Source organism: Psychrobacter sp. CMS30 (assembly GCF_904846565.1).
Taxonomy (GTDB): Bacteria; Pseudomonadota; Gammaproteobacteria; order Pseudomonadales; family Moraxellaceae; genus Psychrobacter; species Psychrobacter maritimus.
On the sequence record NZ_CAJHBF010000004.1, the window covers coordinates 79,125 to 94,873 of the forward strand.

Genomic DNA, 15,749 nt, shown 5'->3' on the forward strand with positions numbered 1-15,749 from the left:
GCTTATGACTTATGAATGTTTTAATTATCGATAACTACGACTCTTTTACCTTTAACCTCTATCAATATATCGGTGAGATTCTGCAAACTATGGACAGTGATAAAGATGGTACTAAAGAAGCAGCCAACGTCATCGTCAAACGTAATAACGAGATTACCTTGGCTGATGTACAAGCGATGAATCTTGACCGTATCATCATCTCACCCGGCCCTGGTGCCCCTGATGACCCCGCTTATTTTGGCATTTGTGCAGAAGTGATTGAAGTCATGGGCAAAACAACGCCGCTTCTTGGCGTCTGCTTGGGTATGCAGGGTATCGCCCATGTATTTGGCGGTGATGTGGTACGAGCCGGCGTACCGATGCATGGCAAGGTTTCAGCCATTCGCCATGACGACGCAGGTGTCTATCAAGGCTTGCCACAAGAGATAGAAATCATGCGCTATCACTCTTTAATGGTGCAGGCAGATACCTTACCTGACTGCTTAACCGTCACCGCCGTCGTTGCTAATGATAAACATCATGATTTAAGTTTGGCTGAATCGGCGCTTGCTGGTGATGAGATTATGGGATTGCAGCATACAGAATATCCGATTCAAGGCGTACAGTTCCACCCAGAGTCCTTTGCCACTGAAGGGGCTAAGCGATTGCTAAGCAATTTTCTACTACAAGTTTAAATCATGCAACTTAAGTAGATTGAATTTTAAGTTTAATAGACTTGTGTTAGTCCTTCATTAACGCTTTAATGATAGACTGAAAACAACAAATAAAAGGCAGCCTTTAACAAGGTTGTCTTTTGTTATTTCAGCATAGCAATGGGCAATGAGCACGAAGTCAGAAAAGTGCTATTAGCTAAAAAGCTTACACAGTTTATTATTTAAATTTGCTAGCAAATAAAATAGAGAGCGATATGGCAAACACCGGTAGCGCAATGTCAGCGCGGCAGTCATGGATAGGCACCATTCAAATTATCACAGCCGCTGTCTGCTGGGGTACCTTGGGGATATTCTCGACCTACCTCAATCAAATCGGCTTTAGTGGCTGGCAGATTACGATTTTGCGTATTGTGACCGCTGCTTTCCTTATTCTCATTATGTTACCAAAGCTATGGCCATACCTCATTAAGCTGCGCCCAAAGCAGTGGCTTGGACTGGCGATACAATCGTTGATTGGCGTACTCGGTATGTCGGTATGCTATTTCTTTGCCGTTATCTATGTTGGTGCAGGTCCTGCCGTTGCTTTGCTTTATACCGCACCCGTTTTTAGCTTATTATTTTCGGCAGTTTTGCTTAATGAATCCATTACTCGGCAGTCGGCATTACTGGCGCTCATGGCAGTATTCGGTGTTGGTCTAACCATGTTAGGCGATGCGGCACAAGTCAACTGGGGCATCGTGCTTGGCCTGCTATCAGGCGTGTGTTATTCCCTCTATGGTGTACTCGGCAAGCGCGCGATGCACTATGCACACCCTGCTCCTTTGGTGTTTTTTACCTCTATTGTTATCAGTGCTGGCGTATTGCTCTTACTACCCGAGACCTATAAAACGTATGGGCAATTATTGACCTTGCCTTTGCACACTTGGGGCTACGCCTTGGGACTGTCGTTGATTGGAACCGTCGTGCCCTTTGCCCTCTATATGAAGGCATTAGAGAAGCTGCCTGCTACTCGTGCATCGGTGTTTACTATCTTTGAGCCTTTAACCGCGATTGCTTTAGCGACGCTATTACTGCATCAGTCATTGTCATGGATTCAATATTTAGGGGTGGTATTAATTCTACTAGCGGCTTTATTTAATGCGGTATTAAATGGTACGACCACTCGTGTACCGCGTTGGTTAAAAAGACGGCAAAAGGTTTAATGCTGCTTTTTAATCTTTAGAAAATAACAATTAAATAAGAAAAGCCCCAACCATAAATTATCGTTGGGGCTTTTGCTTAACAGCTGGTAAAGGTCTTAAAACCTTACTTCACAATAAAGTATTTCCGCTATAAAAATTTGATTAACACCTTAAATCATTTTCACTATTGCACAATACGCTGTAAAAACGCTTGCGTACGTGGATGCTTTGAGTCCTCAAACAACTGCTGCGCGCTGCCCTCTTCGACCACCACACCGTCTTCAATCAAGACCACATGATCAGCGACATCACGGGCAAAGTTAATTTCGTGGGTCACCACAACCATCGTCCAGCCTTCAGAGGCCAGCTGCTTCATGGTTCCAAGGACATCTTGTACCAGCTCTGGATCAAGCGCAGAGGTTGGCTCATCGAACAACAATAACGACGGTTCAATAGCCAGCGCACGCGCAATACCAACTCGCTGCTGCTGACCACCAGATAGCTGAAACGGGTACAAATCCGCTTTATCCGAGAGCCCGACCTTTTCGAGTAATGCTAAAGCCTGCGCGCGTGCTTGCGCTTTGCTTTGCCCTTGTACCACCGTCGGCCCAAGCATTAAGTTTTCAAGCGCGGTCTTATGCGGAAACAAATTATAAGACTGAAATACCATCCCAGCTTTACGTTGCAGTGCCAGCAAGGTTTTCTTTTTAGGCTTAGTAGCAAAGTCGACCGTCAAGCTACCATCATCAAAAGCAATAACCCCTTGATCAGGGATTTCTAGTGCATTTAAGCAGCGCAAAAAGGTGGTTTTACCCGAGCCTGACGGTCCTAATATCACAACTACTTGACCTTTATGAATGGTCAGATCAATGCCCTTGAGCACTTGATTACTACCAAAGGCTTTGTGAATATTGCTGACTTGAATCATAAAAGTTCCTGTTACACGGTTAATGCTACATGCGGATATTGCTAAAACTGTCGTAAAATGAGTAGATGAGCAGATAAACTACTTAGCCACATAGCGGTCGAGTCGGGTTTCAAGCTTACCTTGGATAAAGGTCAAGAACAGACAAATACCCCAATAGATAACCGCCGCTTCAGTATAGACCAGCATAAACTCATAGTTACGCGCGGTGATAATCTGGGCTTCTTTAAACAGCTCAGTGACCAGTACCAATGATGCCAACGACGTATCCTTTACCAAACTAATAAAGGTATTGGATAACGGTGGCACTGAAACGCGTAACGCTTGCGGCAAAATCACATGGCGAAAGGTCTGTAGATACGTCAAGCCGACGGTTGAGCCTGCTTCCCATTGCCCTTTTGGAATAGACAAAATCGAGGCACGTACTGTCTCCGACGCATAAGCACCGATATTTAACGAGAAAGCTATAATCGCAGATGGAAATGGATCAAGCTTTAAGCCAACACTTGGCAGCCCATAAAAAATAATAAACAGCTGCACGAGCATCGGCGTGCCACGAATGGCAGACACGTAAATACGGGCAAGTCTATAAATAATCTCATGGAACCAGCCAGCACGCGGCACGATACGAATCAGCGCCACTGTCAGCGCAATGGCCATCCCAATCGCAAATGAAATCAATGCCAGCGGTATCGAATAATAGATACCGCCTTTGAGCATTGGCCAAAACGAATTGATAACGATTTGCGCCCGCGCAGGGTCCATAAATGGCAATAATGCCAGTAGTTCAGCTAGCATAGACGTGATAGAAGCGAGCATTATTTTTGTTGACTTATATCAGCACCAAAGAATTCTTCGCTAAGTTTGGTTAGCGTCCCATCGGCGATTAGCGCGGCCATGGCTTCGTCTAGTTTTGCAACAACGGCATCATCACCTTTTAGCAATACCAATCCTGAACCGGTCTGCTCACTAACAGGGGCTGTCAGTTTAATCTCAAGCGCACTGTCTGGAAATTTCTTTAGATAATCCAATACAGCAAGATTGTCATTCATGGTAAAGTCAGCGCGGTCTTGTTTGACCAACTGAATCGCTTGCGCCATACCGTCTACAGGGACAACTTCTGCGCCATAACGCTCGGCTAGCTCGCCATAGTTACTGCTAAGCGACTGCGCTGAACGTAGACCTTTTAGGCCTTCCCACGAGCTATAGCGATTGTCATCAGTTGGGGCTAAAACAACAGCACCTGACCAGCTATAAGCGGTCGCTTTATCATATTTTGCTAAACGCTCAGGGGTGGTTAGACTGACTTGATTGGCGACCATATCAAAACGCTTCGAATCAAGTCCTGCCAGCATCGCATCCCACTGGGTTTCTTTAAATTCAACCTCAACGCCTAGTTTGTCAGCAACGGCACGCGTCACTTCGACATCATAACCAGTAAGCTTACCGCTCTCATCATGATACGTGAACGGCGGATAAGTGCCTTCAGTACCGACGTTGATGGTGCCGCCATTATTGATACGCTGGAGCAAATCAGAACCACCTGTTGCGGCACTGTCAGCCGCATTGGTTTCGGCGTCAGTAGTAGGTGACTGATTACAAGCGGCAAGCAGTACGGTGCTGGCGGCAAGGGCTAAAAGAGTACGACGTTTCATAAGACGTCCTTATAAAGTAGGTGAATAATGCAAAAAAATATCAGACCAACAAATAGGGAGAAAACGAGCAAACAGTTTTGACTAAAAATCGCGCCTATTGACTGTCATGCTTGGCTTTGGCTTCCCGATTTGAGGGTGCTAAAGATATTTTTCAATACTGTTTTTATATTATGTTGCATAGGTCACGCTAAGTGACGGTTAACATTAATAATAATTTTAACCGACCATGCTGATTATGCAACACTGACTTACTCCTATACTAACGTAATTGGGTAAGGATAAACGTACAAAAACAGTGAGCATGGGTAAGATTGCTAGCATCTACTGGCTGATAAATATTTATGTCTCAACTTTTACATAAAACCAGCTATAAAAAAACCGCGCCTATCATATAAGATAAGCGCGGCTTTTAAGAGACAGCGTTAGTTTTTAAGAAATGCTTAGTTCAAAATCCCATAAGCACATAGTGCATCAGCCACACGCTTAAAGCCAACGATATTGGCACCGGTCATATAGTCGATATAGCCATTATCAGTCTGACCATAATTTTCTGACGCTTCAGCGGCGCAGTCATGAATGTTTTTCATGATGCACTTTAAGCGCTCATCGACTTCTTCAAAGGTTTTATATTGGCGTACTGAGTTTTGCGACATCTCAAGACCAGAGACGGCAACACCGCCGGCATTAGCCGCTTTACCTGGTGCATAGTGCACACGGTGCAGACGAACGTAGTCAATCGCTTCAGCGGTCAATGGCATGTTAGCGCCTTCGGCAATATATTTGATGCCGTTTTCAACCATTAACTTGGCATCGTCTTCGTTGACTTCGTTTTGGGTCGCTGATGGAATGGCGATATCACCTTTGATATGCCATGGCTTTTGCTTAGCCAACCATTCACCACCATACACATCGACATAGTCACACAATGGCTTGCTTTGGGCTTTTTGCTGTTTTAGCCAATCAATTTTTTCTTGATCCATGCCATTTGCATCATAAAGCGTCCCTTGTGAGTCAGATACGGTCAGTACCGTTGCACCCAGCATATGCGCTTTTTCAGCAGCATGTAGTGACACGTTACCAGCACCTGATATCAGTACCTTTTTACCTTTGATATTGTCGTTTTGCGCAGCAAGCATACTCTCTAGGAAATAAACGGCGCCATAGCCAGTCGCTTCGGTACGCATCAAGCTACCACCAAAACCCACGCCCTTACCAGTCAAGACACCGCCGTGCTCACGCGTCAGGTTCTTATACATCGCAAACATATAGCTGACTTCGCGTCCGCCGACACCGATATCACCAGCCGGCACATCAATATCTTTACTGATGTACGGATGCAGCTCACGCATAAAGGCGTAGCAAAAACGACGGATTTCGCTGTCAGACTTACCCTTAGGATCAAAATCAGCACCACCTTTAGCGCCGCCCATTGGTAAACCTGTTAATGCATTTTTAAAAATCTGCTCAAACCCTAAAAACTTTAGTACCGATTGGTTGACGGTAGGATGGAAGCGCACGCCCCCTTTATAAGGACCCAAGGCATTACTGAACTGCACACGCCAGCCGCGGTTTACCTGTACTTCACCTTTATCGTTTTCCCAGTTGATACGAAAAGCGAAAACACGGTCAGGCTCAACCAGGCGCTCAAATATTTTAAAAGTATCATATTCCGAGTGGGCGTCGTATAGCGGAGCAATGGTGATTGCAACTTCTTTTACCGCCTGAATAAACTCAGGTTGGTGGGGGTAACGTGCTTCGACATTTTCGATTGACCTGACTGATACTCATATAGGTTCCTTAGGGTAAAAATTGTAATCATGCTGATTTACACCGGCGTTTTATCGCTTAACCGCAAACGATGGGATGCAAAATGCGAGCGTGGGATTGAAATCGTGCCTATACGCTGCTGGGTGCTAGGTATAGGAACTGGTGGGATTAGAAGCCAACTGATTGTGTTTCTAAATCATAAACCCAGAAGCACAAACAAGTTTTATCTCATAACTATATATCATTTTTTTGGTGTATAAGTCTAGTAAATATCGCCATCATGAAAAGTTATAATGGACATTTTTCTCATTATAGGCTATCGACGACGTGGTCGTGAAAACTCATCGGTCAAAAAACCTTTACATTTATTTGGCTTTTTTCATGCCAGTGCATAGACAAAACATAGGACGATGACATGGCATTGACTGTTTTATTTAACGGTGTAGATTATTAAGAAAAAATTCAAACTGGTAAAACACACCAATACTAATCAACTTATATTTACTAATAAAAGACTGTCTAAAATAGACGATCAAAAAAGTGCACTCAAAGGTTAAAAATAAGCAACTTTCAGCCTTTAACGAGAGTTTCTCTATATCAATGCTAATAGTAAGGGTTTATAATATTGCCCGCTCATCAAAGACTATTGAAGATTTTATTCCTTCTTATTGTGTCACTTTTTCCATTTAATCACTCGTTACAGAGAAATTGTTATGCGTACAGATTCATTCCAGCAAATCTTAGAAGACCTAAACAGCTCATCAGCCGATGTGGAAGCATCTGCCCTTATCTCTAACGACGGTCTTATGATTGCATCAGCCTTGCCGACAGGCGTTGATGAAGACCGTGTTGGCGCGATGTCTGCCGCTTTACTGTCATTAGGTGACCGCGCAGGTCGTGAATTGGCTCGTGGTAGCATCGACCGTATTATGATCCAAGGCGAAAAAGGCTACGTGATTATGACCTCATCAGGCGATGAAGCGGTATTAACCATTATGGCAAAACCAAATGCCAAACTGGGCTTGATTTTCTTAGACATTAAACGGGCCTCTGAAGCCCTTGCAAAACTGATTTAATTGCTAATTTCAAAGGTTTGTCGATACAGTGTTGTGCCACATTCATACGATAAATCGCTTTAGAAACAATATTTTAATAAACAACACTTTAAATGAAAATTGACGCTCTGTCTTATAAAAATTATTTAAGGTAATGCACACTGTTTATATTGAATGCTTGATTGTTGAATAGGTGGTTGTTGAATAGGTGGTTGTTGAATAGGTGGTTGTTGAATAGCTGATTGTTGATATAGATGATTAAGATTGATACCTGCTTAGTTTCTGGGTGCCTTTGCAAGAGTAATCACTATAAAGCCAGTATCAAGCATATATCGAGACTTACTTAACAGTTTTAGCAGTTAAGTGTTTTATTTGAGTTTAACCATTTAGTTTCAGACAGCGGCTTATGCAATAAGTTTTAAAGATACGTTTAAGACCATAAACTGAAACCAAATCCGCTTTTTAATAATTATCAAAATAATGATAAATAAAGGAGATTACAATGGGTTCTCCACTCCCCGACGCCATGAAGCCTGAGATGCCTGCCGAACAAGTCAGCATGACTTATCACGATGGCACTTCGCGCACTGTTTATGATACCGGTATCGAACGCCCTTACCCTGACGGTAAGCTGATTGTGTCACGTACCGATTTAAACGGTGTTTTGACGCGCGTTAATGATGCTTTTGTCGAGATTAGCGGCTATGACGTCGATGAATTAATCGGCAAGCAGCATTATATTTTACGCCACCCTGACATGCCAAAAGCGGCCTATAAAGACTTATGGGCGACCGCTGCTGCTGGGCAAAAATGGCATGGCTATGTGAAAAACTTATGTAAAGATGGCAGCCATTATTGGGTGTATGCCACTGTGGTGCCAAACGTACGCCGCGGCGAAACCGTTGGCTATACTTCGGTGCGCCGTAAGCCATCACGCAGCAAGATTGATGCGGCAATCGCTCAATATGCCCAAATGAAACAAGACGAGGAAGGCTAAATCATGACGACACATAATATGTTAATCGCCCCTGATTTTTCGCCTGAGCGTTTTGCAGGCTGGCACATGTTTAACACTTTGATTCAAAAGCGTGCCAATCTCAATATGCACCTAAACATACCCGACTCGCAGGCTGAGCAACAAGGCATTATCAATCAAGGTGATATTCAGGTTATTTATGCCAATCCTTTTGATGCTGCGACCCTTATCCGTGAGCAAGGCTACCGTGCGGTTGCGCGCCCTATCGGCAAATCTGATGAGATGGTCATCGCCGCTGCCGCCAATAGCGATATCAATAGCCTAGAGGACATCAAAGCTGGCGCTACCGTGGCGATGGCTGATAATCGCGATGTCAAGCTCATTGGTTTACGCTTGCTTGAAGCGGTCGATATAGCAGAAGCTGACCTTAATTGGACGGTGACTGAGACTTATCAAGCGGCAGCGCGCCAAGTGATTAAAGGTGATGCGCAAATAGCGTTCTTTATGGCGGAGATTTTCCATAGTTTTTCACGTCTAACCAAAGCACAGCTATCAGTGCTAATTGAGAGTGATTTGGCAGATATCAGCCACGTCTTACTGATTAAAGACGGCTTCCCTGATACTGACATCTTGATGGATGCGATTCTTAATCTGCATAACGATGATGATGGTAAAGAAGCGTTGGCTGAGCTTGGTATGCCGCAAGGTTTTGAAGCCATGGATGAAGAAGACGCTGAATTTATGATTGATTTGATGCAAACCTTACTTGATTAGCAGATTCATTGTTCATTGTTCATTGTTCATTGTTCATTGTTCATTGTTCATTGTTCATTGTTCATTGTTCATTGTTCATTGTTCATGATTCATGATTCATGGTTCATGGTTAATTGGCATCTTACTTAAGTCATAGTGGTTGTTTAATAGCGCTAAACAATAACTGTTAAACCGCACTTATTGAATAACAGCTATGACTAACAGGACACGCTTATGTCTGATTTAGATCTCATCAAAGAAAGTGAAATGGCGGCGCGGCGCGTCTATCGTCTTTACTCGCGTAAGATATTTATCGCCCCCAATAATCGTCATTTTCACGAACAACGTATCAATGCCGCGCTACTGCTAAACGAAAAAGAGCCGCTGCAAGGCGCGGTGGCCGATTTCTTTTATGGCTGCTGGTATGACATCCCCTATGATGTCACCAATATGTTTACCCGCTTGCAAGGTCGCATGCTGCCGCATATCGAACAAGGCTTTCGCGATTGTATTGATAAAAAAAGCTATATTCAAAAAAACAGCATGCTAGCAACGCGCTGGAGCGTACTGGTATCGCCATCGTTAAATGAACAAAGCCAGCGGCTGCGCATCAGTAGTGATGACGCCAAAGAAATCGCTAAAGATATCACCAGCGACTTGATGCTCGCGCGCGATAATCAAGACTGGGACACCATAGAGCAAATCGAAAACGAGTTTTTTGCCCATTGTATCGCGCGTCATGACCGTTTGGCGTTCTCCTTGGTGTGGTTTCGCTTGGGTAAAAGCGATTGGCAATTTGATGAGCGCTGGAATCATTGTCAGCAAAAACTTGACCAAACTAAAAATGTACAAGACGCTTAGAGCCTCAATCATTTTTAACCCCATCATAAAAAATCCATCTAACGGGTAGCCGCTATGTCTTCTTATTTAAACGCTGATAAAACCTATCTGACTTTGACCCCAGCCGGCATTTTTGAGGCATTTTCGCAAAGTGAACCAACAGTTGAGCAGTTATCACTACAAGACTTATTGTCTTATAACGAAACTTTGTTAGCCGCTGATTGGCTCGAGCGTTATTCTGACCAATGGCTAGACAGCTTTTTAGAGCATGGCTGGATTGAGAAGCTGTCGCTATTTTTGCCCGCGCCAAACTTACCTTTAGACCAGTTTTTACCCTATGTGGTTTCAAGCTTGTCTGGGAAACGCCGCGCGGCGATTGGCTCTGATGAAGGTTTTTGTCTGGCGCGGATTGGCTATAGCCAAGAAGAAGCCGATATGCTGAGTGTGGCGGCGGCTGACTTTTCAGGTTTTATGCTGCGCCAAAAACAACGCGGCTGGGCAGTAGAAAGCCAAGCTATCTCTTTCTTTCAGCAAGTCGATTTGCTGATTCCTGAAACCAGCTTTGTGTTTTTATGGATTGATGGCTCAGGCTACGTGCTTATCATCGATGGCGAACCTTTGACCAACAATCGCGCTTTTGTTGAGCTGGTATGGGCACTTAAAACCTCTGGGCTTAGATTTACGAATTAGACCCGTTCTTTATTAAAGCCATCATTATTAACACCATCATTCATTAAATCCGTACTAAATCAAGCCAGCTGCTTCATATAAATGCACCTTTTAACCATAAGCGGTGCATTTTTATAGCTATAGCTTAAACATTATAATAATAACTATCTGTCTAAAATCGGCTTCTATTTTTATAAAATCACACAGTAATAATAATACCCTTAGAATTAACAGCAACTTGTCAAATGTTAGGTCATACTAGATGCAACCATTTGGTTATTTTGCATACTGTATAGCTATACAGGTTTTTATAACATTCCTACATTCTTATATTTAAATATTGCTACATTTTCCTATCTCCAAGCGTTAACCTACCCTTTTACTAATTATAATCCCCGAAAGTGGCAGCCTTTGCCAAACCTTGCATTCTTGCTTATTTTTTAGGACAGTTTATGACTTCGCTGACTACCGTGCGCGTGCGTTATCAAACGATTGAAATTGGCAGCACCGACATCCACATTTGTACTTTACGTGACAATCAACAATTTAGTGACCCTGATAATGAGGCATCAGACCTCGGTATTTGCTCGGCGTCATGGCCGATGTTTGGCGTGATTTGGCCATCAAGCTTGGTGCTCGCCAATCATATGCTTGATTATGATATTGCGGGCAAGCGTATCTTGGAAGTTGGCTGCGGTATGGCGCTCTCTAGTCTGCTACTCAACCATAGACATGCTGACATCACAGCGACTGATTATCACCCGACGGTTGAGTATTTCCTTGATAGAAATACCACACTAAATAATAATAAAGAGATTAACTTTGAGCGTTTAGACTGGGCTGAAGACAATAGCCATCTTGGCAAGTTCGATATCATTATCGGTAGCGATTTGCTGTATGAAGACCAGCATATTGATATCTTGGCGGAGTTTATCGAACGTCATGCACTGCCAACTTGTGAAGTTATTGTCGTTGACCCTGGGCGCGGGCGCAAAAACAAGTTGACTAATAAGATGGTTGAATTTGGTTTTAGAAGTAAGCACGTTAAACCTGAGGACACTACTTATCTTGAACTACCATTCAAAGGGCATATTTTGACCTTTTCGCGTTAAAATCTGAAAAACCAATAACTTATATAATAAAAAAAGACGCCATTTCACGGCGTCTTTTTTATACATTTTATAGCGTGATTTATTGCTAGTGTCATTTATAGGTTCACAAGTTTATAAGCGTCTAACCAAAGGTGGTTGCACACGTGAATACATAATTAATGAGATGCCATTAGATATCAGCTCAACGGCTAATAGGACGCCAAGAATATAAGTCGCTGACTGCGGATAGCTGGTAAATATCATGATAGCCAACGCAATCGAGATAAGCCCTGAGATTAATATCGGCACAAAAGCCACTGTTCGGCGTAAACCAAAAGCCACTATCACTCTGACAATACCCGTTGCCATAAATAAGATAGCAATTACCATGGTCAAGGTTAAAATACCTTGTAGCGGGTTTTGTAGCAGCTCAATACCGATAAATATGCCAAGCACACCGCCAATGGCCGCTAGCACTTTACCCGTCGTGGTATAAGCACGGAACAGGGCAATAAACTGTAAGATACCGACAAGAAGAAAGACGAATCCAGCCAGTTGTTCAGCAGCGAAACTGGCGCTAAGAGGATTGAAAAAAGCAAAGATACCGCCAAGAATACTAATGATACCAACCACCAGCCATAATGTACGACTCATAAGACTCTCCTCCTATTTAATAAAAATTAAATTATATCGCAGAGCATTTGCACTCTTGTATGACGGTCGTAATAGATTCAAATAGTCCTGTTACTATCTAAGCGTGAACATTGCATTGTCATCATAAGCCTGCTAATCGCTATTTTACTCACATTCCTATTCCTTATCTTTCAGCTACCTAATGATAAATCATGCCATCGCAAGCACTTGCCAGCCAGCCGTCGCCTGATACTTATCTTGATGAGCAAATAACGGATGGCTTTGCGCTTCTGCAAGCGTGAGTACAGGCGTCACACAAGCATCGACGTCGCTAAATACCATTTGCCAATGCGCTAATGTTTGACTGGCAAACTTTTCTGTCATGGCTTGCTCGGCTTTTTTGCTCTCAGCGGCATTTGGCATAAAGCCGCGCTGCCAATGCGCATCAACGTATTCAGACAAATCCAACGTCTCGCACAACAATCGCCAAAATTTAAATTCTAATGAGCCGACTGCCATATGACGACCATCTTGGGTTTGATACAACCGATAGCAAGGTAACACGCCGCCTAAAAAATCATTCTGAGGCTCTGGGCGTTTTCCATTTATGTTTTCCATCATATCGGCAGTTGCTTTTGGCATTACTAAATGATGATATAAGCTATGCGTCATGCTGACGGCGATATGGCGCCCGCGCCCCGTGTTTTTGGCAGCAAATACCGCTGCTAATAAGGCAATGACCGCAGTATCACTGCCACCAGCCAAGTCGGCAAACTGCATATTGGGCATGGCTTGCTCGCCTGTAGCGGTCTTTAATTGTGCCAAAGTCCCACTCATCGCCATAAAATTGATATCGTGACCCGCTTTGGCCGTCCAAGATTCAGCCGTTTCATCAAGGCCATCAGCAATGCCATCAGCAATCCCGTAACCAGTGATAGATATCATGACGAGCTTTGGATTGATAGCATGTAAAGTGGCAGCATCTAAACCCATACCTAGCAGCACTTCAGGACGAAAGCTATCAAGCATGACATCGGCATCCTTGATATGGGCTTTGATAGTTTCAATCCCTGCTGCACTGCGAAAATCGATTTTTTCGCAGTGCTTCCCATGGTTTAAAGCTTTAAACAATTCACCAAACGCCCGTCCTGGGTCACCGTTTTCTGGTTCGATTTTGACAATCTCTGCCCCCAAATCAGCAAGTAATCTGGTGGCAAATGGACCGGGTAAATTACGCGTCAAATCGACTACCTTTAAGCCGTGTAAGCAATCAGCCATCATATCTGTCATTGAATGATTGTTAATCGAAGAGCTGGGCGTTGAATTACTGGGTACTGAAGAGCTCGGCATTGAATCACTATTCACCATCTGCAAACACCTCGCCTTTATTAGCCATCTCAACCAAAATCTGGGCAGGCTCAAAACGTGCGCCATATTTTGCGGCAAGTTCGCGACTACGCGCAACAAAACGATCTATACCTGTGGCATTGATAAACTGTAAGGTGCCGCCTTGATGCGGGGCAAAACCCCAACCAAAGATAGAGCCTACGTTGCCTTCAGCGACAGAACGTAAAACCCCTTCTTCATAGCAGCGCGCTGACTCATTGGCTTGGATATAAAGCAGGCGATCAATCAGCTCTTGCATATCGGGCTGTTCAGCGAGTGGCGGATATAGCTCAGTCAGCGCGGGCCATAGCTGCTTATCATTTTTACCCTCAGCATTTTGCGCATAATCATAAAAACCTTTGCCAACCTTTTTACCCAAACGTTCATGGTCTTTTACTAGCGTGGTAAGCACCGCTTCTGCAGGGTGGCTAACCCATTCTTTACCCTCAGCAAGGGTATCTTTTTTAGACTGCGCCATAATCAACATCGATAAATCAAGCGAGACTTCGTCTTCCAGCGCCAGTGGCGGCATCGGCATGCCAGCTTTAAGACCTGCGACCTCGATACGGCGCGGATGCACGCCCTCGCCTAACATCGCGATGCCCTCTGACACATAAGCGCCAAACACACGCGAAGTATAAAAACCGCGACTGTCATTGACGACGATAGGCGTCTTGCCAATTTGCAGCACAAAATCAAAGGCTTTGGCTAAAGTGGCATCATCGGTCTGCGCGCCCATGATAATTTCAACCAAGGGCATCTTATCGACGGGTGAGAAAAAGTGCAGCCCGATAAATTGCGTCGGACGTTTGCTTGCTACCGCCAAGCTGGTGATAGGAATGGTTGAGGTATTAGACGCATAGACGACTGATTCAAGGATAATTGCTTCGGCCTGCTCGGTGCATTTGGTCTTGATATCACGATTTTCAAATACCGCTTCGATGACCAAATCACAACCTGCAATATCTTTATAAGATGTCGTGGTTTGGATTTTACTTAATAACGCTGCTTTTTTGGTAGCGTTTGAGCGACCGCGACTAATGGCTTTATCCAATAACTTTTCTGAATACTGTTTGCCTTGATTGGCGTTCTCAATACTGGTATCTAATAGCACCACATCGATGCCCGCTTTGGCAGCAACATAAGCAATCCCCGCGCCCATCATCCCTGCGCCAAGTACTGCAACCTTATTTACTTTTTGACGCTCAAAACCCTTAGGACGTGACTGACCTTTTTTAATTTGATTGAGCTGCGTCCACATCGAGGTAATCATATTTTTCGATTCAGGCGACAGCACACAAGCGACGAAGTAATTGGACTCCACTTCAAGCCCAGCGTCGATATCGAGCAAGCTGCCCTCAAAGATACAGGACATAATATGAATAATCGCTGGATAATTGCCATGTGATTTTTGATAGGCCATGGCTGGGGCAACGGAGAGCATTTGCGCGTTTTTTGGCTGATTGGCATTGCCACCTGGAATTTTAAAACCCTTGATATCCCATGGCTGCTGCGCGTTAGGATTGGCTTTAATCCAAGCTTTAGCTTGGCTGAGCATGTCAGCTTCATCACTCGCGAGGGCATCGATAAAGCCCAGCTCCTTTGCCCGGCTTGCACTGACTATCTGACCTTGGGTCATCATCTCAAGCGACTTTTGCATGCCGATGAGGCGCATCAAGCGCTGAGTCCCACCGCCACCGGGCAATAGACCTAGCTTTACCTCCGGCAAGCCAAACTTGGCGGTAGGCGCATCGATAGCGAGTCGATAATGACAGCCTAACGCCACCTCAAGGCCACCGCCAAGCGCAGTGCCAGTCATCGCAGCAACGACAGGTTTACCGCATTTCTCAAGTTGACGCATGCTTGATTTGAGGTTCTCAACCAGCTCAAAAGCTTGCTCATGAGTTTGAATATTCGCCAGCTGATCGATATCAGCGCCCGCAATAAAACTGTCTTTACCTGAGGTGATAATTAAGCCTTTAGCGGATTCATCATTGATAAAAGCGTCGCTCAAAGCTGCAAACGAGTGATTAAAATTATCATCAATCACATTCATCTTTCGATCAGCTTGATCAATAGTGACGGTCACAATACCTTCATCATCACGTTTAGCAGAAAAGTTTGCCAGCTCATTAATTATTTGGGTGCAGTCCATGCTCATTATT

The 15,749-nt window shown here is 44.1% G+C and carries 15 protein-coding genes; 8 read left to right on the forward strand and 7 right to left on the reverse strand.

Annotation, left to right across the window (positions count from 1 at the left end):
- Nucleotides 1-11 precede the first annotated feature (11 nt).
- Nucleotides 12-674 (forward strand): aminodeoxychorismate/anthranilate synthase component II, encoded by a 663-nt coding sequence (locus JMX94_RS03285; protein WP_201563168.1) that lies wholly within the window; start codon nucleotides 12-14, stop codon nucleotides 672-674.
- 233 nt (nucleotides 675-907) lie between these two features.
- Complete coding sequence (locus tag JMX94_RS03290) at nucleotides 908-1,855, forward strand: DMT family transporter (protein WP_201563170.1); 948 nt, start codon at nucleotides 908-910, stop codon at nucleotides 1,853-1,855.
- Between the two features lie 163 nt (nucleotides 1,856-2,018).
- Here JMX94_RS03290 and JMX94_RS03295 read toward each other — a convergent pair whose 3' ends face one another.
- The 4 genes from JMX94_RS03295 to gdhA form a co-directional block, all read right to left on the reverse strand.
- Entirely contained in the window at nucleotides 2,019-2,762 is a 744-nt protein-coding gene (locus JMX94_RS03295) for an amino acid ABC transporter ATP-binding protein (RefSeq protein WP_201563172.1), read from the reverse strand.
- A gap of 78 nt (nucleotides 2,763-2,840) precedes the next feature.
- A complete protein-coding gene (locus tag JMX94_RS03300) occupies nucleotides 2,841-3,524 on the reverse strand; it encodes an amino acid ABC transporter permease (protein WP_201563345.1) in 684 nt (227 codons plus the stop codon).
- 53 nt (nucleotides 3,525-3,577) lie between these two features.
- Nucleotides 3,578-4,414: an amino acid ABC transporter substrate-binding protein gene (locus tag JMX94_RS03305; RefSeq protein ID WP_201563174.1), complete on the reverse strand. Its 837-nt coding sequence runs from the start codon at nucleotides 4,412-4,414 to the stop codon at nucleotides 3,578-3,580.
- Nucleotides 4,415-4,854: 440 nt separating this feature from the next.
- Entirely contained in the window at nucleotides 4,855-6,183 is a 1,329-nt protein-coding gene (gene gdhA / locus JMX94_RS03310) for an NADP-specific glutamate dehydrogenase (RefSeq protein WP_201563347.1), read from the reverse strand.
- 711 nt (nucleotides 6,184-6,894) lie between these two features.
- Between gdhA and JMX94_RS03315 the strand changes: the two genes are divergently transcribed.
- The 6 genes from JMX94_RS03315 (at nucleotide 6,895) to JMX94_RS03340 (ending at nucleotide 11,586) form a co-directional block, all read left to right on the forward strand.
- Complete coding sequence (locus tag JMX94_RS03315) at nucleotides 6,895-7,257, forward strand: roadblock/LC7 domain-containing protein (protein ID WP_010201036.1); 363 nt, start codon at nucleotides 6,895-6,897, stop codon at nucleotides 7,255-7,257.
- Between the two features lie 481 nt (nucleotides 7,258-7,738).
- Nucleotides 7,739-8,233: a PAS domain-containing protein gene (locus JMX94_RS03320; RefSeq protein WP_201563176.1), complete on the forward strand. Its 495-nt coding sequence runs from the start codon at nucleotides 7,739-7,741 to the stop codon at nucleotides 8,231-8,233.
- Nucleotides 8,234-8,236: 3 nt separating this feature from the next.
- Nucleotides 8,237-8,986: a PhnD/SsuA/transferrin family substrate-binding protein gene (locus JMX94_RS03325; RefSeq protein WP_201563178.1), complete on the forward strand. Its 750-nt coding sequence runs from the start codon at nucleotides 8,237-8,239 to the stop codon at nucleotides 8,984-8,986.
- Between the two features lie 213 nt (nucleotides 8,987-9,199).
- Complete coding sequence (locus JMX94_RS03330) at nucleotides 9,200-9,826, forward strand: hypothetical protein (RefSeq protein WP_201563180.1); 627 nt, start codon at nucleotides 9,200-9,202, stop codon at nucleotides 9,824-9,826.
- Nucleotides 9,827-9,880: 54 nt separating this feature from the next.
- Nucleotides 9,881-10,495, forward strand: a complete 615-nt coding sequence (locus tag JMX94_RS03335) for a hypothetical protein (protein WP_201563182.1) — start codon at nucleotides 9,881-9,883, stop codon at nucleotides 10,493-10,495.
- 431 nt (nucleotides 10,496-10,926) lie between these two features.
- Nucleotides 10,927-11,586 carry a methyltransferase gene (locus tag JMX94_RS03340; protein WP_201563184.1) on the forward strand — a complete coding sequence of 220 codons (660 nt, stop codon included), beginning with the start codon at nucleotides 10,927-10,929 and terminating at the stop codon, nucleotides 11,584-11,586.
- A gap of 111 nt (nucleotides 11,587-11,697) precedes the next feature.
- Here JMX94_RS03340 and JMX94_RS03345 read toward each other — a convergent pair whose 3' ends face one another.
- From JMX94_RS03345 to JMX94_RS03355, 3 genes are all read right to left on the reverse strand, one after another.
- Entirely contained in the window at nucleotides 11,698-12,219 is a 522-nt protein-coding gene (locus tag JMX94_RS03345; protein ID WP_201563186.1) for an HdeD family acid-resistance protein, read from the reverse strand.
- 189 nt (nucleotides 12,220-12,408) lie between these two features.
- Nucleotides 12,409-13,488: a CaiB/BaiF CoA-transferase family protein gene (locus JMX94_RS03350; protein ID WP_201563349.1), complete on the reverse strand. Its 1,080-nt coding sequence runs from the start codon at nucleotides 13,486-13,488 to the stop codon at nucleotides 12,409-12,411.
- 67 nt (nucleotides 13,489-13,555) lie between these two features.
- The gene (locus JMX94_RS03355) at nucleotides 13,556-15,745 is read right to left on the reverse strand and encodes a 3-hydroxyacyl-CoA dehydrogenase NAD-binding domain-containing protein (RefSeq protein ID WP_201563188.1); all 2,190 of its coding nucleotides are present in this window, start codon (nucleotides 15,743-15,745) and stop codon (nucleotides 13,556-13,558) included.
- Between the last annotated feature and the right edge of the window lie 4 nt (nucleotides 15,746-15,749).